The organism is Arthrobacter sp. AD-310, from assembly GCF_054656615.1.
Genome location: NZ_BAAHNO010000019.1, coordinates 84,936 through 106,550, shown reverse-complemented (window position 1 = coordinate 106,550; position 21,615 = coordinate 84,936). Strand labels below are relative to the sequence as shown.

Annotated in this window: 24 protein-coding genes; 10 read left to right on the top strand and 14 right to left on the bottom strand. The window is 67.0% G+C overall.

What is annotated here, in order from left to right; all coding sequences use genetic code 11:
- Positions 1-60 precede the first annotated feature (60 nt).
- Positions 61-357, top strand: a complete 297-nt coding sequence (locus ACYQ1Z_RS13085; protein ID WP_459792959.1) for a DUF3040 domain-containing protein — start codon at positions 61-63, stop codon at positions 355-357.
- Here ACYQ1Z_RS13085 and ACYQ1Z_RS13080 read toward each other — a convergent pair.
- The 6 genes from ACYQ1Z_RS13080 to ACYQ1Z_RS13055 form a co-directional block, all read right to left on the bottom strand.
- Positions 280-1,278, bottom strand: coding sequence for a DMT family transporter (locus tag ACYQ1Z_RS13080; RefSeq protein WP_459792984.1), 999 nt, complete (start codon positions 1,276-1,278; stop codon positions 280-282). The two genes, ACYQ1Z_RS13085 and ACYQ1Z_RS13080, sit on opposite strands and share 78 nt — an antisense overlap.
- An 80-nt stretch (positions 1,279-1,358) precedes the next feature.
- On the bottom strand, positions 1,359-1,961 hold the full coding sequence (locus ACYQ1Z_RS13075; RefSeq protein ID WP_459792958.1) for a TetR/AcrR family transcriptional regulator: 603 nt from the start codon (positions 1,959-1,961) through the stop codon (positions 1,359-1,361).
- A gap of 117 nt (positions 1,962-2,078) precedes the next feature.
- Entirely contained in the window at positions 2,079-3,164 is a 1,086-nt protein-coding gene (locus ACYQ1Z_RS13070; protein ID WP_459792957.1) for an L-idonate 5-dehydrogenase, read from the bottom strand.
- A 56-nt stretch (positions 3,165-3,220) separates the two neighbouring features.
- Positions 3,221-3,991, bottom strand: coding sequence for an SDR family oxidoreductase (locus tag ACYQ1Z_RS13065; RefSeq protein WP_459792956.1), 771 nt, complete (start codon positions 3,989-3,991; stop codon positions 3,221-3,223).
- Positions 3,991-4,929: a 2-hydroxyacid dehydrogenase gene (locus tag ACYQ1Z_RS13060; RefSeq protein ID WP_459792955.1), complete on the bottom strand. Its 939-nt coding sequence runs from the start codon at positions 4,927-4,929 to the stop codon at positions 3,991-3,993. Before ACYQ1Z_RS13060 ends, ACYQ1Z_RS13065 begins: the two co-directional genes overlap by 1 nt.
- Before the next feature lie 49 nt (positions 4,930-4,978).
- Positions 4,979-5,131 (bottom strand): hypothetical protein, encoded by a 153-nt coding sequence (locus ACYQ1Z_RS13055; RefSeq protein ID WP_459792954.1) that lies wholly within the window; start codon positions 5,129-5,131, stop codon positions 4,979-4,981.
- 115 nt (positions 5,132-5,246) lie between these two features.
- Between ACYQ1Z_RS13055 and ACYQ1Z_RS13050 the strand changes: the two genes are divergently transcribed.
- The 3 genes from ACYQ1Z_RS13050 (at position 5,247) to ACYQ1Z_RS13040 (ending at position 7,119) form a co-directional block, all read left to right on the top strand.
- Positions 5,247-6,098, top strand: coding sequence for an SDR family NAD(P)-dependent oxidoreductase (locus ACYQ1Z_RS13050; RefSeq protein ID WP_459792953.1), 852 nt, complete (start codon positions 5,247-5,249; stop codon positions 6,096-6,098).
- A gap of 165 nt (positions 6,099-6,263) precedes the next feature.
- Complete coding sequence (locus ACYQ1Z_RS13045; protein ID WP_459792952.1) at positions 6,264-6,563, top strand: DUF4193 domain-containing protein; 300 nt, start codon at positions 6,264-6,266, stop codon at positions 6,561-6,563.
- 265 nt (positions 6,564-6,828) lie between these two features.
- Positions 6,829-7,119 (top strand): hypothetical protein, encoded by a 291-nt coding sequence (locus ACYQ1Z_RS13040; RefSeq protein ID WP_459792951.1) that lies wholly within the window; start codon positions 6,829-6,831, stop codon positions 7,117-7,119.
- Here the strand turns inward: ACYQ1Z_RS13040 and ACYQ1Z_RS13035 are convergent.
- From ACYQ1Z_RS13035 to ACYQ1Z_RS13005, 7 genes are all read right to left on the bottom strand, one after another.
- Entirely contained in the window at positions 7,104-7,853 is a 750-nt protein-coding gene (locus ACYQ1Z_RS13035) for a GAF and ANTAR domain-containing protein (RefSeq protein WP_459792950.1), read from the bottom strand. The two genes, ACYQ1Z_RS13040 and ACYQ1Z_RS13035, sit on opposite strands and share 16 nt — an antisense overlap.
- A gap of 100 nt (positions 7,854-7,953) precedes the next feature.
- Entirely contained in the window at positions 7,954-8,394 is a 441-nt protein-coding gene (locus ACYQ1Z_RS13030; RefSeq protein ID WP_459792949.1) for an SRPBCC family protein, read from the bottom strand.
- Positions 8,394-8,615 carry a hypothetical protein gene (locus ACYQ1Z_RS13025; RefSeq protein WP_459792948.1) on the bottom strand — a complete coding sequence of 74 codons (222 nt, stop codon included), beginning with the start codon at positions 8,613-8,615 and terminating at the stop codon, positions 8,394-8,396. The genes ACYQ1Z_RS13030 and ACYQ1Z_RS13025 overlap by 1 nt, the downstream gene beginning before the upstream one ends.
- Positions 8,616-8,689: 74 nt before the next feature.
- Positions 8,690-9,181: an RpiB/LacA/LacB family sugar-phosphate isomerase gene (locus ACYQ1Z_RS13020; RefSeq protein WP_459792947.1), complete on the bottom strand. Its 492-nt coding sequence runs from the start codon at positions 9,179-9,181 to the stop codon at positions 8,690-8,692.
- A complete protein-coding gene (locus ACYQ1Z_RS13015) occupies positions 9,178-10,947 on the bottom strand; it encodes a dihydroxyacetone kinase family protein (RefSeq protein WP_459792946.1) in 1,770 nt (589 codons plus the stop codon). Before ACYQ1Z_RS13015 ends, ACYQ1Z_RS13020 begins: the two co-directional genes overlap by 4 nt.
- A 45-nt stretch (positions 10,948-10,992) precedes the next feature.
- Positions 10,993-11,766: an SDR family NAD(P)-dependent oxidoreductase gene (locus ACYQ1Z_RS13010; protein ID WP_459792945.1), complete on the bottom strand. Its 774-nt coding sequence runs from the start codon at positions 11,764-11,766 to the stop codon at positions 10,993-10,995.
- A gap of 30 nt (positions 11,767-11,796) precedes the next feature.
- Entirely contained in the window at positions 11,797-12,621 is an 825-nt protein-coding gene (locus ACYQ1Z_RS13005) for a sugar phosphate isomerase/epimerase family protein (protein WP_459792944.1), read from the bottom strand.
- A gap of 202 nt (positions 12,622-12,823) precedes the next feature.
- Here ACYQ1Z_RS13005 and ACYQ1Z_RS13000 point away from each other — a divergent pair, with 202 nt between their 5' ends.
- The 6 genes from ACYQ1Z_RS13000 to ACYQ1Z_RS12975 all read left to right on the top strand — a co-directional run bounded on the left by ACYQ1Z_RS13000 (position 12,824) and on the right by ACYQ1Z_RS12975 (position 19,927).
- Complete coding sequence (locus ACYQ1Z_RS13000; protein ID WP_459792943.1) at positions 12,824-14,161, top strand: MFS transporter; 1,338 nt, start codon at positions 12,824-12,826, stop codon at positions 14,159-14,161.
- A gap of 36 nt (positions 14,162-14,197) precedes the next feature.
- Positions 14,198-15,094, top strand: coding sequence for a transketolase (locus ACYQ1Z_RS12995; protein WP_459792942.1), 897 nt, complete (start codon positions 14,198-14,200; stop codon positions 15,092-15,094).
- Entirely contained in the window at positions 15,091-16,125 is a 1,035-nt protein-coding gene (locus tag ACYQ1Z_RS12990) for a transketolase family protein (protein ID WP_459792941.1), read from the top strand. Before ACYQ1Z_RS12995 ends, ACYQ1Z_RS12990 begins: the two co-directional genes overlap by 4 nt.
- Before the next feature lie 112 nt (positions 16,126-16,237).
- Positions 16,238-16,897, top strand: coding sequence for a GntR family transcriptional regulator (locus ACYQ1Z_RS12985; protein WP_459792983.1), 660 nt, complete (start codon positions 16,238-16,240; stop codon positions 16,895-16,897).
- 167 nt (positions 16,898-17,064) lie between these two features.
- A complete protein-coding gene (gene treS, locus ACYQ1Z_RS12980) occupies positions 17,065-19,368 on the top strand; it encodes a maltose alpha-D-glucosyltransferase (RefSeq protein ID WP_459792940.1) in 2,304 nt (767 codons plus the stop codon).
- A 109-nt stretch (positions 19,369-19,477) separates the two neighbouring features.
- Positions 19,478-19,927 carry a DapH/DapD/GlmU-related protein gene (locus ACYQ1Z_RS12975; RefSeq protein ID WP_459792939.1) on the top strand — a complete coding sequence of 150 codons (450 nt, stop codon included), beginning with the start codon at positions 19,478-19,480 and terminating at the stop codon, positions 19,925-19,927.
- A gap of 5 nt (positions 19,928-19,932) precedes the next feature.
- Here ACYQ1Z_RS12975 and ACYQ1Z_RS12970 read toward each other — a convergent pair whose 3' ends face one another.
- Entirely contained in the window at positions 19,933-21,447 is a 1,515-nt protein-coding gene (locus ACYQ1Z_RS12970; protein WP_459792938.1) for an MFS transporter, read from the bottom strand.
- Between the last annotated feature and the right edge of the window lie 168 nt (positions 21,448-21,615).

Here is a 21,615-nt window from a genome sequence, read left to right as displayed (position 1 = left end):
GGGTGAAGGCTCCTACGGTCAGAAGCGATACCCGCATCCCACGGAATACAGGGGCAGGCCATGCCAATGTCCGACGAGGAGCGGAGGCTGCTCCAGGAACTGGAACTGCGGCTGATCGCCGACGATCCCCACCTGGCCATGGAGCTGCTCTCCGGTTATCCCGCGCGCCGCGTGCCTGACGGCTTTGTGGCCGGCACGGCCGTGTGCCTGCTCGGCCTGCTGCTCGTCATGGCGGGCATCGGCGGACAGGCCGCGGCCGCCGTCGTGGTTGGTGTCCTGCTAGTGGCGCTGGGAGCCTGCATCCTCCGGAACGGGCGCCCCCTCGGCCGGGGCGGGCGGCGGCAAGAACCCGGCTGATCCGCTCTCCTTTCCGCCAGCAGGCTTCTTGACTGAGCTGCGCGGGGTGCCCGGGGTGAGGATGAACAGGCTGGCGAGCACGACGGCGGCGCCAAGCCAGCCAAGTGCCGGGAGCCGCTCCCCCACCATTAGGACGGCGAGGACCGCCGCGACCACTGTCTCCAGCAGGGAAATGCTGGTGGCTGTGCTGGCGTGGATCCGGGCCAGGCCCCAGCCGAAGAGGACGTACCCGGCGAACATCGGGACCAGGGCCATATAGGCGCCGACGGCGAAGTTCGTCCACGACTGCAGCAGCGGCGCGCCGGTCAGGGCCAGGACGGGCATCAGCAGCAGCCCGCCCAATCCGAAGACGGACCCCATGGCAGCCCGCGAAGAAACCCCGCCGCCGATCAGCCGGTGCGCTGCCCAGGAGTACAGGGCGTAGGTGCCGCCGGCCACCAGGCCCAGCATGATCCCAACGGTGGACGCCCACTCCGGCACGGTCCCGGAGGCGGCAGCACCATGGCCCGCGGGCGTGCGGCCGGCGAAGGACAGCAGCGCCGCCCCTCCCACGCCGAGCACTGCGCCTGTCACCCACCGCCGGGTCAACGGCTTGCCGTCCGCGCACCGTTCGATAAGTGCCGCCGCGATGGGGGCCGACCCGATGGAAACCACGGTGCCCACCGCCACCCCGGACAGGTGCATGGAGCTGTAGAAGGCCAGCGGATACACGGCAACGGCTGCCGCAGCCAGCAGGACCAGCCGCCACCGCCGGGCCAGCCCTGAACGCTGCCGGGCGATGGATGTGGCAGCGTACAGTGCCTGCAGCAACCCGCCCAGGCCCATGGCCACGGCTCCGATGGCGAGCGGGCTGACGGACGGGGCGAACGTAGCGGCGGTTCCCGTGGTGCCCCACAAAATGGACGCCACCGCCACGAACACCGCGCCCAGCAGCGGAGCGTTGGCGTGCGAACCGTCGGTGTGCGGTGAGTTGGCGTGCCGGGCGTTTCCGTGCTGCGGGGTCACAGGCTGTCCAGCATCCGCGCGGCGATGAGCCTGGCGTTCTGGAGTTGCGCGTCGTTGCCCTCCAGGCCCGCCCGGGCCATGGCGCCTTCGAGTATGAAGGACAGGTGGCGGGCCAGGTCCGCGGCGCGACCACTCCCGTCCGGCAGCAGTTCGGCCACGTGGGTTGTCAGGAGTTCCTCGACTTCCTCTTTGTGCTGCCGCACCGCCGTCCGGCCAGGGTCGCCGGCCGGCAGTTCAGCCGCTGCGTTCAGGAGTCCGCAGCCGCGGAAGCCGTGCTCGTAGGCTGCGTTGGCGTGGTCGGTGTAGGCGTCGAAGATGGCCAGGACCTTGTCACGGGGGTTGGTCGCCGCCCCGACCCGGCTGCGGTACAGGCCCAGCCATTCCTCATGCCGGGCTTCGAGGTAGGCGGCCACGAGCTCGGCCTTCGAGGAGAAGTTGTTGTAGAGGCTCTTCTTGGCCACACCGGCTTCGGACGTGATGGTGTCGATGCCGGTGGCCGAAACGCCGTTCGAGTAGAACAGCCGGGCCGCCGCTGCGAGCAGCAGCTCACGTGCCGGCGGTCGCGGTGCCGCCCCAACGGCGGCGCTGGTATCGGCCATTACGGGCTCCTTGAGGTCGGGGTAGGTAGACCAGTCTACCTACCCCGACCCGCATCGCAGCGACGAGGCGCTAGGCGACCGCCGTTTCCCGCCGGTCCCGCGGCGGTGTCGGGGAGCTCATTGCGATTGCCCGTGCCCGCCAAAGCCCAGGAGGACCTTGCCGGAGTTCGTGGAGTCCTTTGCCATCTCAAACGCCTGCAGCGCGTCGGCCAGCGGATACTCATGGGTGATGACCGGCTCGATCTTCAGGGATCCCTCGGCGAGCGCCGCGATGACGTCATCGATCTCGTCGTTGAACCGGAATGAGCCCAGGAGCCGAAGCTCACGGGTGATGGCCAGCGAGATCGGCACCGGCTGCATGCCCGTGGGCAGGAGCCCCACCATCACCACCGTTCCGCCCCGCACCGCACCGCGGATGGCCGACGCCAGCCCGTGGTGGTTGCCGGAGGACTCGATCACCACGTCAGCCTCCACGGCTTCGATGGCCGCAACGTCAGCTGCGTTGATGACTTCATCGGCGCCCACGGCAGCAGCGATTTCCAACGGCTTCGCGTGAAGGTCGACGGCGGTAATCCGGGCAGCCCCCGCCCGCTTAAGGACAGCCACAGCCAGGGCGCCGATGGGACCGGACCCGATCACCAGGGTGGTTTTGCCGCGGACGTCACCGGCACGGGATACAGCATGCCAGGCGACGCTGGCGGGTTCGATCAGGGCCGCCGTGCGCAGGTTGATGCTCGCCGGCAGTGTCCGCAGCATGCGGACGGGCAGGTTGACGTACCTGCTGAAGGCGCCGCCGGTGTGCGGGTAGCGTGCGGCGCTGCCCAGGTAGGTGCAGCCGGGAGACAGGTTCGGGCTGTCCGCGGGGTACCGGGCCGCGCCGGGGCCGGGGGTTGCCGGGTGCACGGCGACGGCTGTCCCGGCCGCTGGGCCTGACCCGTCGGCTGCCGGCCGCACCACCACGCCGGAAATCTCGTGGCCTAGCACCAGCGGGGCCTTGAGGATTGACTCCCCCGCCGCCCCGTGCAGCCAGTAGTGCAGGTCCGAACCGCAAATGCCGCCATAGCGCACTTCAATGACAGCCTCATCGGGAGCGGGTTCAGCCAGCGGCACGTCATCGATGCGAAGGTCGCCGGCGGCATGCGCCACCAGGGCCGGGCCGGAAGCCGGGAGCCGGGCCGGGCCTGCAGCAAGGCCCGTCTTCAAGTCCGTCTTCAAGTCACTGTTCAGAGCACGGTCCAGATCACGGTTTAGGGAGGACATCAGACCACCACCGTCATGCCGCCGTCGACGAAGATCGTCTGGCCGTTGACGAACGCCGACCCGTCCGAGGCAAGCCACACCACGGGACCGGCCAGGTCCTGAACGGTCCCCCACCGGTGGGCGGGCGTACGCCCCAGGATCCAGGAGTTGAACTGCTCGTCGTCCACCAGGTTCTGGGTCATCTCGGTGTGGATGTACCCGGGCGCGATGCCGTTGATCTGCAGGCCGGAGGCTGCCCACTCTGCCGTCATGGCGCGGGTCAGGTTCCGGAGTCCGCCCTTCGCCGCGACGTACGGCGCGATGGTGGGACGTGCCAGGTCTGTCTGGACCGAGCAGATGTTGATGATCTTGCCGCGGCCGCGGGGAATCATGTGCCGTGCGGCTTCCCTGCCAACCAGGAACGCGCTGGTGAGGTCGGTACTGATGACCCGTTCCCAGTCGGCGACGTCGAGGTCCAGCATCGGCACGCGGTGCTGGATGCCGGCGTTGTTCACCAGGATGTCCAACGGGCCCACGTTCTCTTCGATCCAGCTGATCCCGCCTGCTGCGGCTTCAGCGTCGGTGACGTCGAAGGCGCAGCTGGTGATCCGGCCGGGCGCGTAGTCGGCGGCAAGCGCGGCTTCGGCTGCCTTCAGCCGCTCCGCGTTGACGCCGTTGAGGACAACGGTGGCTCCGGCGTCGGCCAAAGCCCGTGCAAGGGCGGAGCCGATGCCCCGGCTGGAGCCGGTGACCAGGGCCACCCGCCCGGTGAGGTCGAACAGGCCACTCATCAGAAAGCCCCCTGCCGGACCAGGTTCGCCGGGGCTTCGCCGGCGGCCAGCAATTCCAGCTGGCTCTTGAGGAGCTTTAGGATCCGCGGTTCGAAGGCAGACGCGTTTCCGCCTATGTGCGGGGTGATGAGGGCGTTCTCCGCCGACCACAGCGCATGACCCGCGGGCAGCGGCTCGGGATCCACGACGTCGACCGCGCAGTGCAGGCGGCCGGACACCACTTCGCGGGTGAGGGCGTCGGTGCTGATCACGGCGCCGCGGCCCACGTTCACCACCAGCGCCCCGTCCGGGAGTGCGGCCAGGACCGTCGCGTCCACCAGGTGACGGGTCTTGTCGGTCAGCGGCAGGACCGAAACGAGGATATCGTGGTCCGCGGCCAGGGCCACCAGCTCGTCCGAAGAGTGGACCTGCCCGTCAGCATCTGTGCGGGCGGAGCTGCCCACTCTGGTGATGGTCACCTCGAACGGTTCCAGCCGCTTCGCCAGCTCCTTGCCAATGCCGCCGATGCCCAGCAGCAGGATCCGCCGGTCCGCAAGGGACTGGCGGCGCTGCGGCTTCCAGCTCTCGATCTGCTGATCCTTGACCGCCTGGTCGATGCCGCGGAGTTTCGCCAGGATGAGGCCCACCGCCAGCTCTGCCGTGGCAGCGGCGTGGACGCCCGAGGCTGTGGCAACCGCCGCAGCCGGACCTGCTGCCTCCTGGACGCCGTCGTACCCCGTTGACTGCGTCTGCACGAACTTAAGGTCCGGGACGTGCGCCAGGGAATTCAGCACCACGGACGCGTTCAGGTAGGGCAGGATTACGCCATCAATGGAGCCCAGCGACGCGTCCGGCGCCTCCTTCATGTCCCACACCACGCCGCGGAGGCCGGCGGGAAGCGGGGAAAGATCGGCCAGGAGCTGGGGGTCCGGGAAACTGACGGTTTGCACTAACTGCATCGGGAGGGCCTATCGGGTTGGAAACGGATGTGGTGCTGCCGGCCGCGGTTCAGGCGTTGTCTTCGCGGCGGTCGAAGGTCAGGCCGCCGGGCACCTGGAACGTGGGCATGAGCTCAAGCATGCCAACATTTACGTGCCTCGGGGTTTCGATGGCGTAATCGAGGGCGTTGACGAGGTCGGATCCGCTGTGGCTCCACGCCATAAATAGTTCTTCCCGGCCCTCCTGCCGGGCCCTTCGCGCGTCCCGCATGGCTATGGCCAGGCCCGGCGTTTAGTGCTGGGATATTGACGTAGGGACGCGTCAGGAGGCGGTAGCCATGGCATCAATGAACGGCAAGGTTGCGCTGGTCACCGGTGCCACCGGCGGCCTGGCCAAAGCGGTAGCCGCCGGCCTCGCGCGGGAGGGCGCCGCCGTCGTCGTCGTTGGCCGGAACCCTGCGCGCGCGGAGGAAGCAGCGCAGGACATCCGGGCCCGGGTGCCGGCGGCCAGGGTGGAACCAATGGCGTGCGACCTGTCGCTGCAGTCGTCAGTCCATTCGGCCGTGGCGGGTTTCCTCGCCGGCCACGGGCAACTCGACGTCCTGGTCAATGCCGCAGGCGTCTTCCGCAAGGAACGTCACGTCACAGCGGACGGGCTGGAGCTGACGTTCGCCACCAACGTGATGTCCTACTTCCTGATGTCGTGCCTCCTGCTGGACGCGCTCAAGAGCACGGCTGCGGCGGCGGGGCAGGCAAGGATCGTCAACGTGGCCTCCCCCTATGGCAACACAAGGCTCAATTTCGATGACCTGCAAACCGCCAAAGGCAGGTACAGCTACCTGCGCTCCACTCCGCCAACCATGCTGGCCCGGGTGCTCCTGACCCAGGAACTCGCGGAACGGTTGAGCGGCACCGGGGTGGTGGCGAATGCCGTCCACCCCGGCCTGGTGAAGAACACAGCGCTGCTGCAGGACGTGGGTGGCCCTTTCCGCTGGATCACCAACAGGTTTGGCAGTACGGCAGAAAAGGCCGCGGACACTCCGCTGTGGCTGGCCACGGCACCGGAAACGGCCGCGGTCTCGGGCAAGCTCTGGGGCCGACGCAAAGAGCTCCCCACCCCCGGCATGGGCTCAGATCCCGAAGCCCGCCGCAGGCTGTGGGCCGAATGCTCTCGGCTGGCAGGCATGTGAGGGCGGTGTTGCGCAAAGCACGACGGCGGAAGGCGCGCCCGGGGGGCACATTCGGCAATTCCCGGATAGCGTAGGGCAACGTCCGGGAATATCTGCGGACCGCACCGGGTTTTCGCTCTGTCCAGAACAATCTGGGCACCAACAGCCGTACAGGAGAACGCATCAATGGCAGTTGACTACGACGCTCCGCGGGTGACACCGGAGGAAGAACCGAACGTCGCCCTGGAAGAGCTGAAGACTGAAAAGCCGGGCCGGCGCGAAGCCGCCCCGGACGTCGACGAGACGGACCTCGCGGACAGCTTCGAGCTGCCCGGCGCCGACCTTTCCAACGAGGAACTCCTCATCCAGGTGGTTCCGGTGCAGGCGGACGAATTCACCTGCATGTCCTGTTTCCTGGTGCACCACCGCAGCCAGCTGGCCCGTGAAAAGGACGGCAACAAGTACTGCAAGGAGTGCGAGGGCTGACAAGGCGCAGCCCCGCCAGGGGATGCTTCAGTGGCCGGCGTCCCGCAGCGGACGCCGGGCCAGGGATACGGTCCAGTACTGGCACTTGGTGACGAAGTAGGAGCCCTTGATAGTGCCCGCGAGCCTGGACTTTTGGCGGGCAAACTTGATTCAACCTCGAAAAGGCCTGCGAGCGCTTCCGCAAAAAAATTTGCGCTCCCCACCCATCCGCGCGCCAATCCCGCACCGAACTCCCTGGAGAAACTCCACGGAACAGGAGGGAATGATGGACGCGGTGGACCAGCAGGCCCTGACCGGGGCCGTCATCAGGCGGCACAACCTGGACATCGCCGCGCTGTGGCTTGACTACGTGGCGTTGGGCGGTGATGCGTCGGAGGACGCCATCAGGGCCTACAGCCTGGGCGCGGGCACCCTGCCGGAGAAGGAGCGCGATGCGTTGTCGCAGGCTGTCAACGAATACTGCGCCGAGAGCGGCCTGGTGGTCAGGGCGCCGTACAGCAACTCGCCGCTGGCCCGGGGGCTTTCGGAGCCGCAGGATCCCTATCCGTCGAAGTAGGTGAAGGTTTCCGGGCTGCCAGCCACGGAAGACACCACGCCGTAGGCAACCTCGCGAAGCTTGGTGTTCCTGGTGTTCGACGCCGTGCGCAGCACCTGGAAGGCCTCCGCCTGGCTGCAGCGGCTCTGGGCCATGATGGCCCCCGTGGCCAGGTCGATAACGGTGCGCGACCGCATGGCTGCCTTCAGCCCGTCCCTGGCGTCCTGCAGTTTCTCCATCCTCAAGGCGAGCCGGAGTCCTTTTGAGGCCTGGACAGCGAAGGCTTCGGCATCGGCAAGGCCGGCACCGGCAAACGCGCCCGCCTGTCCGGAATACAGGTTCAGGACGCCGGAGTCTCCATCGTCGAGGACGAGCGGCAGGCAAACCAGGGACAGGACCCCCTGCCTGCGTGCTGCCCGGACGTACTCGGGCCAACGCTTTTCAGCGCGGAGGTCCGGAACAACAACTCCACCGGAGCCGGCGGCAGCTGCGGCGCCGGGAGCGCCTTCGCATTTGGGCGCCAGCTGCCCCAACAGCCGGGCCACCGGGTCGCTGCCCGCCGCGACAGCCCGCTTCTTGGGACGCTCGATAGATATTCCGCACGAGAGCGCGGGAGCCGTTCCCTCAAGCCGGGCGGCCGCATAGCCGGCGAGGCCGCCCAGGAGCTGGTCAACATCCACGTTTTCCAGGACGAGGTCCTGCAGGTACACGGCAACATCAGCGAAGGCGGTGCCTTCGAATACGTCGCTGTTCATTACAAGGCTCCCTCCGGACAACAGCAAAGCCACATCGTCATGGCCGCCCACTGCCGAACGGTACTGTCCAGCCTATGGTGCAGTGACTGGGAGGGGCCAGTCAGCCCGCAGCCTGGGCGTTAAGGGTGTCACGGATCCCGTTCAGCGCAGGGTCCCGGAGCTGCATAAACGCGGGCTTGAGCAGCGGCTGGATGATCTTGGCGGGCCCCTTGATACTGAATTCCGCGGTGTACTTGACCACTGATCCGCTGCCGGAAGGAGTGACGTCCACCGAGTCAAAGGCGGTCACTGACTTGTTTTCGCCACGGAGCTTGATGTGGTTGTCCGTCAGCTCGATGACCTCATACTCCAGGGTTTGCCTCTTGCCGCGGAACTCGGATTCGGCGTGGTACCTGTGGCCTACAGCCACCGGCCCCGGGGTCAGCTTGTCCATCACCGGAGTGTTGGGGTCCCATTTGCTGGTGTTTTCGAACTCCCGCATGAAAGCGAAAGCCTCCGCGGCGGACAGTTTGGTTTCCACACTTCCGGTGACTGTGATCATCACCCCAGTCTAGGAGCGCCCCGCAGCTGGCCGGAAGCCATTTTGTAGCACAGCTTTCCGTCCAGCTCGCGGGGTCTGAGCCACACCTCGTAGCCTTCGGCGGCGCTGAACAGTGCCCTGCCGCCGGCAGCGTCAGCTGCAAGCCACAGCGCCGAGGAGTCCTGCATCGCGTCGTCCACAACGCCGGCGCGGACCACCCGGAAGTCCCTGCGAACCTCCACAGGTATCCCGACCAGCCCGCTCCAATCGTGGCAACGGAACCACTTCATCGGCTTGTCCCGGTTCCGGTCGCCTGCTAGCAGGCTTCGAAGTCAGTCAGGACCTTGACCTTGCCTGCGGACGTGGACGAGGGGTCGAAGGTATATCCGATCCACTCCTTGGCGAGCCGGCGCGCGAGCTCGATGCCCACAACACGCTGTCCCATGGTCAGGACCTGGCAGTCGTTGGACAGCACCGAGCGTTCCACCGAGAAGGAGTCGTGTGCCGCGGTTGCCCTGATCCCTTCCACCTTGTTCGCGGCAATCGCCACGCCGATGCCCGTCCCGCAGAAAAGGATGGCGCGGTCGGCGGCGCCGTCGCGGATCAATTCACCGGCGGTGATTCCCACATAGGGATAGGGTTTGGTGAAGTCGTCAGGGGCGTCCGACCGGTTGACCCCAATGTCAATGACCTCGCTGACCCTTGGGTCCTCGCGGAGATCCGCCAGGACACGGTCCTTGTAGTCAACACCTGCTTCGTCGGCACCGACGATAAGCCGCAGTCCCATGGTTTGTCCTTCCGTGCTCATGCTTCTGCTCCAATCGATTCCCTGGCGGAGCCCTGTCCGGTTGCCGCAACCGCGTCGGTGAAGTGCGGGCCCATGACCGCGAAGACCATGGCCAGCGACGTGGCACCCGGATCGGGGGTGCCCAGGCTCTTCTCGGCCAGCGGCCGTGCCCGTCCCTTCAGCGGCAGCAAGTCAGCAGTTGCTTCCGCCGCGGCCGCGGCGGCCTGCGTGGCCTGCTGCCACGCCTCTCCAGGTCCGGTTCCTTCGGCCACCAGGCAGCTGAAGCTTGATGTGAACGGCAGCAGCGCGTCCACCATGGTCTTGTCCCCGGTTTCGGCTTTGCCCAGCTGCACGATGCGGTCTGCGAATGCGGTCACGCCAGCGGCAAGTCCCGGCGCATCCGGAACAGCGGTGTTGCCCACGGTTTCGCCGAAGGCACGCAGCCCGGCTCCCCACAGGACGCCGGACGTTCCGCCGGCCTTATCGGCCCAAGCGTCACCGGCGGCAGCCAGCACGTCCCCCGCCCCGGCGCCTTCGCCCAGTGCGACGGCGGCTGCCGCGGCGGCTGCATCAACACCGCGGACCATGCCGCGTCCGTGGTCGCCGTCGCCGGCAATCGCATCCATCCGGCCAAGGCGTTCCTCGGCGTCGTGAAGGGACCTGCGTGCGGCGTCGATGGCTGCCACGCATGCGGCAGCGTAGCCGCGGGAGGCATCGTTGGCGACGAACGTGGCCGGGGCAGCGCCGGCGTCGGACGCTTCCCCGCCGGCCATCGCGCCGGAGGACAGGGCAGCATTGCCGCGCCGGTAGGCGGGGGTTTCGGCCGGGGCAACCCACAGCGGCTCGAGTTCATCGTCCAGCCAGGTGATGGTCAGCGAGACGCCGGCCATGTCCAGGCTGGTGACCAGCTCGCCCACCTCCGGCATGACCAGCGTGTAACCGGCCTCGCGCAGCAGCGGCGCCACGCTGCCCCAGAGGACGAACAGCTCCTCGTGTTTTGTGGAGCCGAGGCCGTTAAGGATCACTGCGATCCGGTCCCCGGCGTCATGCGGGGTCTCGGCAAGCAGCCGCGCCACCAGTTCCTGGCCCAGTTCCTTGGCGGAGGGCAGGTCGGTGTCGCGCAGGCCGGGTTCGCCGTGGATGCCCAGGCCGAGGCCCATCTGGCCGTCGGGCAGGCTGAACAGCGGCGTCTCGGCGCCGGGGAACGTGCAGCCGGCGAAGGCGCTGCCGATGGTCCGGGTCCGGTCGTTGGCCTTGCGTCCCAGCCGGACCACTTCGGCCAGGCTGTCGCCGCGCTCGGCAGCAGCGCCCATGGCCTTGAAGACTGTGAAGTCACCGGCGATGCCGCGGCGTTTGGCGGATTCCGACGGCGGCGCGCTGGCGACGTCGTCCGTCACCAGGACGTTCTCCACGGCGATGCCCTCGGCGGCCAGGCGTTCGCTGGCCATGCCGAAGTTCATCACGTCGCCTGCGTAATTGCCGTAGGTGAAGACGACGCCGGCACCGGACTCCGCGGCCTTGGCCACCGAATACGCCTGCTGGGCTGACGGCGAGGTGAAGATGTTCCCCACCACGGCGCCGTCTGCGAACCCGGTTCCGATCACGCCGGCGAACGCCGGGTAGTGCCCGGAGCCGCCGCCGGCGAGGACGGCAACCTTGGGCCGGGCCGGGCGGTAGCGCCGGACCGCGCCGCCGGGCACCTGGCGGACCAGGTCTGAGTGGATGTCGCAGAAGCCCGCCAGGGCTTCCTCGGCGAATTCGGAGGGGTCGTTGAAGATCTTTGTCATGGTGGGCTCTCTGGCATCCGTCGGGGTGGAAAGGGCACCGGGCCCTTAGTGCATGTGGCTTCCGCCGTTGATGTCGACGGTGGTGCCGGTGAGGTAGGCGGAGTCCTCCGAGGAGAGGAAGGTGATCACTGCTGCGACTTCCTCGGTGGTTGCGTTGCGGCCCAGCGGGATGCCGGCGTTGATGGCGGCTTCCTGCTCCTCGGTGCTGCCCACGCGGATGTTGGTGTCCACGGCGCCCGGAGTGATGGCGTTGACGGTGACGCCGGTGGTACCGAGTTCACGGGCCAGGGCCTTGGTGAAGCCCAGGATGGCGGCCTTGGCGGCGGAGTAGGGAACCTTGCCGAAAACGCCGCCGCCGCGCTGGGCGGAGACGGAGGACATGTTGACGATGCGGCCCCAGCCGTTGTCGATCATGGCCGGCAGGAAGGCCTTAGTCACCAGGTAGGTGCCGGTGGCATTGACATCCATGACCTTGTGCCACAGCTCCAGGGTGGTCTCCAGGAATGGGACCGGGGAGGTGATGCCCGCGATGTTGGCCAGGGCACCAACGGGCGGCAGGTTGCCCGCAGCGACCTCGGCGGCGACGGCGGCCTGGGCTGCGGTGACGGACGCTTCGTTGGCGACGTCGATCTCGTGGCCGAACGCGGGGACGTTGAACTCGTTGCCAATTTCGGCTGCGACCTTGGCGGACTTCTCGCCGTCGAGGTCGAGGATGACCACGCCCCAGCCCTGGCTGGCGTAGCGGCGGGCGGTGGTGAGGCCGATGCCCCGTTCCGAGGTTGCCCCGGTGAGGACGGCGGTGCGCTGGATGCTGGTCATGGTGGTGCTCCTGAATCGTGGTGGTTGGGGTCAGAGAAGGTCGGTGATGAAGCTGGCTGCCTTGGCCGCGGCGGCCGGGCGTTCCTCGTGGGTCACGTCGCGGGTCTCCAGTTCCAGGGAGAAGTGCCCGGTGTAGCCGTCCGCGGCAAGCCGCTTCAGGCCGCCGGCAAAGTCGGCGTCGCCGTTGCCGATGCTGAGGTTGATGTTGCCGGGTACGGCGTCCCGGAGATGGACATGGGAGATGCGGCCGTGGTGGCGGTCCAGGTACGCCTGGACGTCCTCACCGGCGGCCACGATGTGGCTGAAGTCCATGACGATCCCGACGCCGGTGCCTGCCAGCCGGTCGGCCAGCAGGCCGGCGCGTTCCAGGTTCCAGCAAAAGCGCAGGAAGTGCAGGGATTCGGTCCAAAGTTCGACGCCGAACTCCGCCGCCCGCTGTCCGGCACCGATCAGCTGGGCGGCGATGAGGTCCAGGTCCTCGCGTTCGCTTCGAACCGGCCCGTGGTCCAGGGCGCCGCACGGCAGGACCAGCGCCTTGGCACCGGTGTTGGCCGTGAGGGTGAGCAGTGCATCAAGGTGCCGCTGCCGCGCGGCCTGGCCACCGCCGTCGAGCACTGCATTGAGGTCACCAATGTCACCGTTGACCGAACGTACCCGGAGTCCGGAGGCATTCACGGTTTCCGAGACGGAGGCCACCGCAGCGGCGTCCAGCTCATAGGGGACGTGGTCGCACACGCCGGGCAGGGCGCCAAGGTCGATTTCTTCGAAGCCCAGCCCGCGCATGGTGGCAAGTGCCGTGGCGAGCTCCTGGTGCCGGAAGCTGATGGACGAGCACCCGAGTCTGGAGTGGAACATCGTTGATCCTCTGAAGTAGTGCGAGGGCAGCTGCGCCCCGCGGTAGTGATGACGACCACAGTAGCCCGATCGACTGTTGACAGTCAACCTTCAAGGTCGACTGTTGACATTGAGAATGGCGTGGGTCACACTGGGTCTATCATTTGTTAACCGTCGACAGCGGCGAATCCCCAACAAGCCGCTCTCCGAAAGGGAAACCACCATGAGCAAAGATGCTCTGAACATGCGCGGTCCGGTCCACGGCACCAAGGACGCCAAACGCGTCGCCATCGGCTCCGGCGTTGGCGCCGTGATCGAGACATACGACTTCATCGGTTTCGGCACCGCCGCTGCGCTGTACTTCGGGACCGCCTTCTTCCCCACCGGTGACCCCGTCACCGGCACCCTCGCCGCCTTCGCCACCCTGGGCGTCGGTTTCGCGGCCCGCCCTCTCGGCGGCATCATCGGCGGCCACCTCGGCGACAAGGTGGGCCGCAAGCCCGTCCTGGTCACCTCGCTCATCCTCATGGGCGTTGCCACGTTCCTGATCGGCCTGCTCCCCACCTACGCACAGGTGGGCCTGCTGGCCCCGGCCCTGCTGGTGTTCGTCCGCATCGTCCAGGGCCTGGCCTTCGGCGCCGAATGGGGCGGCGCCATCCTGATGAGCTATGAGCACGCACCGTGGAAGGCCAAGGGTAAGTACACCGGCATCGTGCAGGCCGGCTTCCCGGTGGGCCTGCTGCTGGCCAACCTGGTGTTCCTGGTCAGCGTGAACCTGGGCGGCGAACTGGCCTGGCGCGTTCCCTTCCTGGCCAGCATCGTGCTGGTGGTGGTTGGCCTGATCATCCGGTCCAAGGTTCCCGAGTCCCCCGTCTTCGACGAAGTCAAGGACAGCGGCGCCATCGTCAAGTCCCCCATCGTCGAGGTCGTCAAGACCGACTGGCGCAACATCGTCCGCGGCATTGGCCTGCGCGTTGCTGAGACTGCCGGCTACGCGGTGTCCATCACCTACATGATTTCCTACCTGCACACCGAGAAGCTGGCTGACAAGACCGAGACCCTGGTGGCCCTCTGCATCGCGTCCTTCATCGGCATCTTCGCCACCTTTGCCTGGGCCCGCCTGACCGACAAGATCGGCCGACGCCCCGTATACGTCTGGTCCTGCGCCTTCGCCGTCCTGTTCGCCGTACCCATGTTCCTGATGGTTAACACCGGTCTGTTCTTCTTCATCATCGCCACCATCGCCATCTCCTACGCCGTCTGCCAGAACTCGCTCGCCGGCGCCCAGGGAGCCTGGTTCCCCGAGCTCTTCCAGGCCAAGACCCGCGCCTCCGGTGCCAGCCTGGCCTACCAGATCTCGGCCATGGTCTCCGGCTTCACCCCCTTCATCACCACCCTGCTGTTCGTCAGCTTCGGCTGGCTGGGCCCGGCCATGCTGTTCGGCCTCTACGCAGCCGTGGGCCTCTGGGCCGCCGTGGCCACCCGGGAGACCTGGGGCAAGCGGGAGCGCGAGCTGGCTGAAGAGGCCACCAAAAGCACCCCCAACCCGGTGAATGCCTAAATGACCGTCACGCACGCAACAACAACGGAGCCAGCTATGCCAACGCAGACAATCCAGGACCCGGCCTTGAAGGGGCAGGTGACGCAGGAGCGGATCGCCAAGATCAGCGCGGCCGCGTACCGGATCCGGCACCATGCCCTGAACATGGGGGAGGTGCAGGGCCAGGGCTACGTGGGCCAGGCGCTGGGCGCCGCGGACATGCTGGCAGCCGTTTACGGTGACCAGCTGAACTTCCGCGCTGAGGACCCGCACTGGGAGGCCCGCGACCGGTTCCTGCTCTCCACCGGCCACTACGCCATCGGCCACTACGCCGCCCTCGCCGAAGCCGGCATCGTTCCGGTGGAGGAACTCGAAACCTACGGATCCGATGACTCGCGGCTGCCGATGTCCGGGATGTCCACCTACACCCCGGGCATGGAAATCTCCGGCGGTTCCCTTGGGCACGGCCTGACCATCGCCGTGGGCATGGCCCTGGGCCTGCGTTACCAGGGCTCAAACGCCCGGGTCTTCAACTTCCTCTCGGACGGCGAACTGGACGAAGGCTCCACCTGGGAGGCTGCCATGGGCGCCCACCACCACCAACTGGGCAACCTCACAGCGATGGTGGACATCAACGCCCTCCAGGCCGACGGCAAGACGGACACAGTCCTGCGCACCGAGCCCGTCACCGAGAAGTGGGAATCGTTCGGCTGGTACACCCAGCGCGTGGACGGCAACGACGTCGGCGCCCTGCTGGCAGCGTTCGACAACGCCGCCGCCCAGGCCGCCGCCGTCGGACGTCCTTCCGTCATCCTGTGCGACACGAAGGTGGGCCGCGGCGTGCCGCTGCTGGAGAACCGCGAAAAGGCGCACTTCATGCGCATCGAAGAACACGAATGGCAGACCTGCCGCGAGCAGCTCACCGCCGGTTATGAAGGAAAGGCTTCAGCATGAGCACCACCACGGAGGCCCCCAGCACCACCGCAGCAGCCGCTGCAACAACTGCCAAGCCGAAGCTCAAGACCTCGGCGATGATCGCATCGTTCGCCGACCCCGGCCAGAAGACCGCCTCCGCACCGTTCGGGCACGCACTGGTCAAGGCTGCACAGGAAAACGACAAAATCGTTGGCCTGACCGCGGACCTGGGCAAGTACACGGACATGCACATCTTCGCCAAGGCCTTCCCGGAGCGGTTCTTCCAGATGGGCATGGCCGAGCAGCTGCTCTTCGGCGCCGCCGCCGGCCTGGCCGAGACCGGGCTGGTGCCGTTCGCGTCCACCTACTCGGTGTTCGCGGCCCGCCGCGCCTACGACTTCCTCTGCCTTGATGCAGCGGAACCGAACCTGAACGTGAACATCGTCGGCGGCCTGCCCGGCCTCACCACCGGGTACGGTCCCAGCCACCAGGCCACCGAGGACATGGCGATCTTCCGCGGCATGCCCAACCTGACCATCGTTGACCCCTGCGACTCAGTGGACATCGAGCAGGCGGTCCCGCAGCTCGCCGCGTCCGAAGGCCCCACCTACCTGCGGCTGCTGCGCGGCAACGTGCCCACGGTCCTGGACGAGTACGACTACACGTTCGAACTCGGCAAGGCCAAGGTCCTGCGCGGCGGCAACGACGTAGTTTTCATCTCCTCCGGCCTGATGACTATGCGCGCCCTGCAGGCCGCCAAGGCCCTTGGGGCACACAACGTGGACGTCGCCGTCGTGCACACCCCCACCATCAAGCCGTTCGACGCCGAAACCGTCCTCGCCGAGATCAACACCGACCGGCTCGCCGTCACCCTGGAAAACCACTCCGTGGTGGGTGGCCTGTTCGAAACCGTCGCCTCCGCCGTCGTTGGCGCGGGCCTTGGCAAGCGCGTGGTTCCCGTGGCGCTGCCGGACCAGTTCCTCGACGCCGGCGCGCTGCCCACCCTGCACGACCGCTACGGCCTGGCCGTGGACCGCATCGTGGCCAAGGTCCTCGCCGAACTCGGCTAAACCTGTATCACCGCGTAAAGCACGGCTCCGGTCCCGGCTGGAGCCGTGCTTTCTGCCGTACTATCGAAATACGACTGTAAACAGTCAACCTATGACACTGAGGACGGATGCCATGGCCGGACTGACAGCCCCGCTGCTGGGACTGCAAAAGAAGAGCCTGCGCGAGCAGGCCCTCTCGGCATTGAGGACCGCCATCACCAGCGGCGAGCTGGAACCCGGCCGGCACCTGGTGGAAACCGAACTGTCCGAAATGCTCCAGATCAGCCGGGGCACCCTCCGCGAAGCCCTGCGTCAGCTGGAGCAGGAGGGCCTGCTCTCGGCCGGGCCCCGCGGCCGGCTCTCCGTCCGCCACCTGGACGCGAAGGAAATCCGGGACATCTACGCCGTCCGCGCAGCGCTGGAATCCCTGGCAGCCCGGACCCTGTGCGAACTGCCCGACCGGCAGCACATCACCGAGGCCCTGCACGCGGCCATCGATGCCATGGGTTCAGCGGCCGGCGGAACGCTTGAGGAGCGGATCGAATCCGACCTTGAGTTCCACCGGACCCTCTGCCGCCTGACCGGCAACGAAACCCTTCTGCACTCCTGGGAATCCCTGGAGGGCTCCATCCGGATGTCCATCATGTTCGCCGGGCTGGAAAAGGGCGTCAGCAACATGAGCGTTGACCGGCACCGCGACATCGTTGCCGCCATCGACACCGGCGACGCCGGCCTGGCCCGGAAAACCATCCTCGAGCACATGGATACCGCCGCGGCCAACCTGGTCTCCTAGGCCGCGCCCGGGCCGTTGTCCCGCCCCAGCGCACATTTTCGCACCGTCTTTCGACGCCGGCCGTTCCGTCCTCGCGAATACTCACCGCCCTCTGGGGTACGTTGGCAGGAGCAGGGTGACCTGGAATGATGCCCAGGGACCACGGGAACGACCTGGAGGAGGAATCTATGCGGGATCGAAGTGCCAGCGACGGTTTTCTTGAAGCGGACACCCTTGCCGGCGGGGACGAAGAGGTAGACGCGGCGGCGGCCGGCGCCACGGCCGAGCCGGAGATCACCTACGACGAGCAGTTTTATCCCGCACGCCCCAAGGCGCTTCGGCCGATCGCCCGTCGGCGCCAGTACCTCGCGACCAGGCCGTCGTTCGAGTTCGACGGGCGCAACCAGGCGTATGTCGAATGGCTGCGGAACCAGGCCATGCTCGGCGACGCGAACACCCTGGCCCGGCAGCTCTCCGGCCAGGCCAGCATGTGGCAGAACTCCTACGCGCACCCCAACCCGCGGGCCGCCGTCGAGCGTGCACCCGTGTGGTTCACCGCCTATCCCCTGTCCTTCATCACCAGGGAGGGGGAATCCTTCCTGAGCGCCCTGGGCGACAAGAGCATGTGGGACGCTTTCAGCGAGATCGGGATCCGGGCAATCCACACCGGTCCCGTCAAACTTGCCGGCGGCATCAGCGGCTGGACGCAGACACCCAGCGTGGACGGCCACTTTGACCGGATCAGCATGGCCATCGACCCCGTGTTCGGCACGGAGGACGAGTTCCGGCGCATGTGCGAGGTGGCGGCCGACCACGGCGGCACCATCATCGACGACATCGTGCCCGGCCACACCGGCAAGGGGGCGGACTTCCGCCTGGCCGAGATGAACTTCCGGGACTACCCCGGCATCTACCACATGGTGGACATCCCGGAAGAGGACTGGCACCTGCTGCCGGACGTCCCCGAGGGACAGGACTCGGTGAACCTCAGCCCGGAGTCCGAACAGGCCCTGCAGAAGGCCGGATACATCATCGGCCGGCTACAGCGGGTGATCTTCTACGAGCCCGGCGTCAAGGAAACCAACTGGAGTGCCACCCGGCCGGTGGTGGACACCACGGGGAAGACCCGGCGCTGGGTCTACCTGCACTATTTCAAGGCCGGCCAGCCCTCCATCAACTGGCTGGACCCCACATTCGCCGGCATGCGCCTGGTGGTGGGCGATGCCCTGCACTCGCTCCTCGACCTTGGCACCGGCGCGCTGCGCCTGGACGCCAACGGCTTCCTGGGCGTCGAAAAGAGCGCCGAGGAGCAGCCCGGCTGGTCGGAAGGGCATCCGCTCTCGGAGGCCGCCAACCAGCTGATTGGCTCGATGATCCGTAAGGTGGGCGGGTTCTCCTTCCAGGAACTCAACCTGACCATCGACGACATCAAGGCCACCTCCGAGTCCGGCCCGGACCTGTCCTACGACTTCATTACCCGGCCCGCGTACCACTATGCGCTGGTCGCGGCGGACACCGAACTGCTGCGGCTGACGCTGCGCCTGTCCATGGAAATCGGCGTGGACCAGGCCTCGCTGGTCCACGCCCTGCAGAACCATGACGAACTCACGTATGAACTGATGCACTTCGCCTCGGGCCACCGGGACGAGATGTTCGAGCTCGGCGGTGAGGAGCTGACCGGCGCCGAACTGGCCGAGAAGGTGCAGCAGACCATGCGTGAACGCCTTACCGGCGAAAACGCACCGTACAACGCCGTGTTCACCACCAACGGGATCGCCTGCACCACCGTCAGCTTCATCATGGCCGCCCTGGGGGTGCAGGACCCGGACGCGATCACCCCGGAACAGGAGGCGCGCGTCCTGGACGTCCACATCCTGCTGGCAATGTACAACGCACTGCAGCCGGGCGTTTTCGCACTGTCCGGCTGGGATATCGCCGGCATCACGGCCCTGGACCGGGACAGCGTGGCGGAATTGACCGCCCAGGGCGACACCCGCTGGATCAACCGCGGAGCGCACGACCTTATGGGAACCAGCCCGGACGCGACGGCCTCCTCGTCGGGTATGAAGCGGGCCCGCAGCCTCTACGGGCCGCTCCCGGAGCAGCTGCAGGACGCCAACTCCTTTGCCCGCCGGCTGCAGCGGGTGCTTGCCGTCCGCGACGAGCACGGCATCGCCACCGGAGCACTGCTGGACATCCCCGATGTTTCGCACCGGGGCCTGCTGGTCATGGTCACCCGGCTGGGAAGCGGGGCCCTGGAGGTCACCGTCCTGAATTTCTCGGACCAGGACGTGGCCGGCAGCATCCAGTCAAGCCACCTGTCCCCCGGCTCAACCGTGCAGGACCTGTTCACCGGCCAGGCAATCGGCCAGGTGGACGACCTGTGCAGCTTCTTCCTCGAACTGCCTGCTTACCAGGGCACAGCCCTGCTGCTGACCGAAGCGGACGAGCCCGAAGAGGACGAAGGCGCGTCCTTCCAGAACGTCCCCTAGCGCGCCGTTCCCGGGGAGCCGCCGCGAAAAGGGTTTCCCGGGAATCCGTTTGGGTTCGCAACCGTTAACTGAACGTACGGTAAGTTGCCGCACGGTACTGAGGGATTTCATGAGCACGAAGTTTGAATCAGTTGAAGACGACGCCGGGAAGGTCACCCGCTACGTCCGCCGCGCCAACGGGGGCGGCCTGGTGGCTCCCGGCGCCACGGTCGCCGAGAGCGCGCGCATCGGCTCGATGACCTATGTGGAATACGGCGCGCGGATTGGCCACGGTGCCCGGATCGGGCATGGCTCCTGGATCGACCGCGACGCCATCATCGGCGACCGTGCCGTCATCGGCGACGGCGTCCGGATCGGCCGTGGAACGGTGATCGGGAACCGGGTGCATATTGGCAGCCACTCCAGGATCGGCTCGAGTGTCCTGATCGAGCACGGTGTCCATTTGGAAGCGGATGCCACCGTCGCGGACAACGGACAGGTGCTGATGGGCCCGCGCACGACGGCGCCGGCGCAGCCCAGGGGGCCGCGCCGGAAGGGCAAGGGCCGGATGGCCGCCTGAGGCTGCTAGCGCGCCCCGGCAGCCTCGGGAACCTCCGCGGCGGGGGTCAGCAGCATGGTTGCGGTATCAATGCGCTCATCGGTGTCCTGCCGGGCGGCCAGTTCCTCCGCTTCCTCGCGGCTGGCCACAACAGGCACTGACCCGAGCAGGGGCCGGGACGCCGACTCCCGCATCTTCAGCAAGGCAAACAGCGCCACCAGCGAGAAGAACATCACGTAGAACGCGGGAGCGTACGGGTTCCCGGTCGCGTCAACAAGGATTTGGCTGACCAGCGGGGTGGTGCCGCCGAAAACCGAAATGGCCAGGTTGTGCGTGACACCGACGGACCCGAAACGGGAGGCCGTGGGAAAGAGCTCGGACATCACTGCAGCGGTCAAAGCGAGGAAGAACGCCGAGGGCAGCGACACCATGAACAGTGCCAGGTACAGGGACCACAGCGTTCCCATCTGCATCAGGGTGAAGGCCGGCAGCAGCAGGACCAGGTTGCCGATCGTGGCCATGGCGTAGATGGGGCGGCGGCCGATGCGGTCGGACCAGCGGGCCACAAGCGGAATCATGACCGCCAGCAGGACCAGGACCACGACGGCGGCAACGGCCGTGTGGACGGGATCCGATCCCACCTGGGTTTCCAGGTAGGTGGGCAGGTAGCCGGTAAGCAGGTAGCCGGTGGTGCCGTCAGCGGCAACCAGGCAGCAGCCGATCAGGATCTGGGGCCAGTAGTGCTTGAAGATGTTCGACAGGTTGTGCCGGACGAAGATCGGGTCGATGTCCTCAGTCGCGGCCTTCGCGTGGGCGACCTCGAAGCTGGGTGATTCCGGGAGCCGGAGCCGCATCAGGATTGCTACGACGCCCAGCGGAAGGGCGATCAGGAACGGAATGCGCCAGCCGCCGTCGAGCATTGCCGAAGGGCCCCACACGGACGTGGTGATGGCGGTGGTGGCGGCCACCATGCTGGCGCCGGCAGCGAAACCGAGCATCGAGCCGGAGTTCAGCAGCGAGGCCATGAACCCGCGGCTGCGGTCCGGAGAGAACTCGGAGATATAGGTGGCGGCACCTGAATATTCGCCGCCGGTGGAGAACCCCTGCAGCATCTTGAGCAGGTACAGCGGGATGATGACCCAGAGGCCCACTTCACCCGCGGTGGGGAGCAGGCCGATCCCGGTTGTCGCCACAGCCATGAGCGCCATAGTGAAGAACAGCACCTTGCGGCGGCCGATCCTGTCGCCGAGCGGGCCAAGGATCATGCCGCCCAGGGGGCGCACGATGAAGGAGACCGCGAAACCGAGAAGCGTCACGAGCAGGCCCACGCGTTCATCCATGCCTTCGGTGAACACGGAGGTCATGACGACGGCCAGGTAGCCGTAGACGCCAATGTCGTACCACTCGATGAAGTTGCCTACCCCGGCACCTACCTGTGCCTTCCGCAGTTCGTTTTTGTCCACGACGATGCAATCGGCCGCCTTGAGTCGGCGGCCGGATTTTTGGCGCACGGATTGCTGTTCTTTGGACTGTTCGAACATCTTCGTCCTGTCTATTAACCGGATGACGGGTCGGCAGGAGTACCGGCTATAAGCCGGTTTCCCCTAGGGGAGGTGCTAAGTATTGTGCCAGAAAGACAAAGGGAGATCGGCCGGCCGACAGGCCCGGATGTGACCTAAACCTCTATTTTCCGCGCGAATAACCCGCTC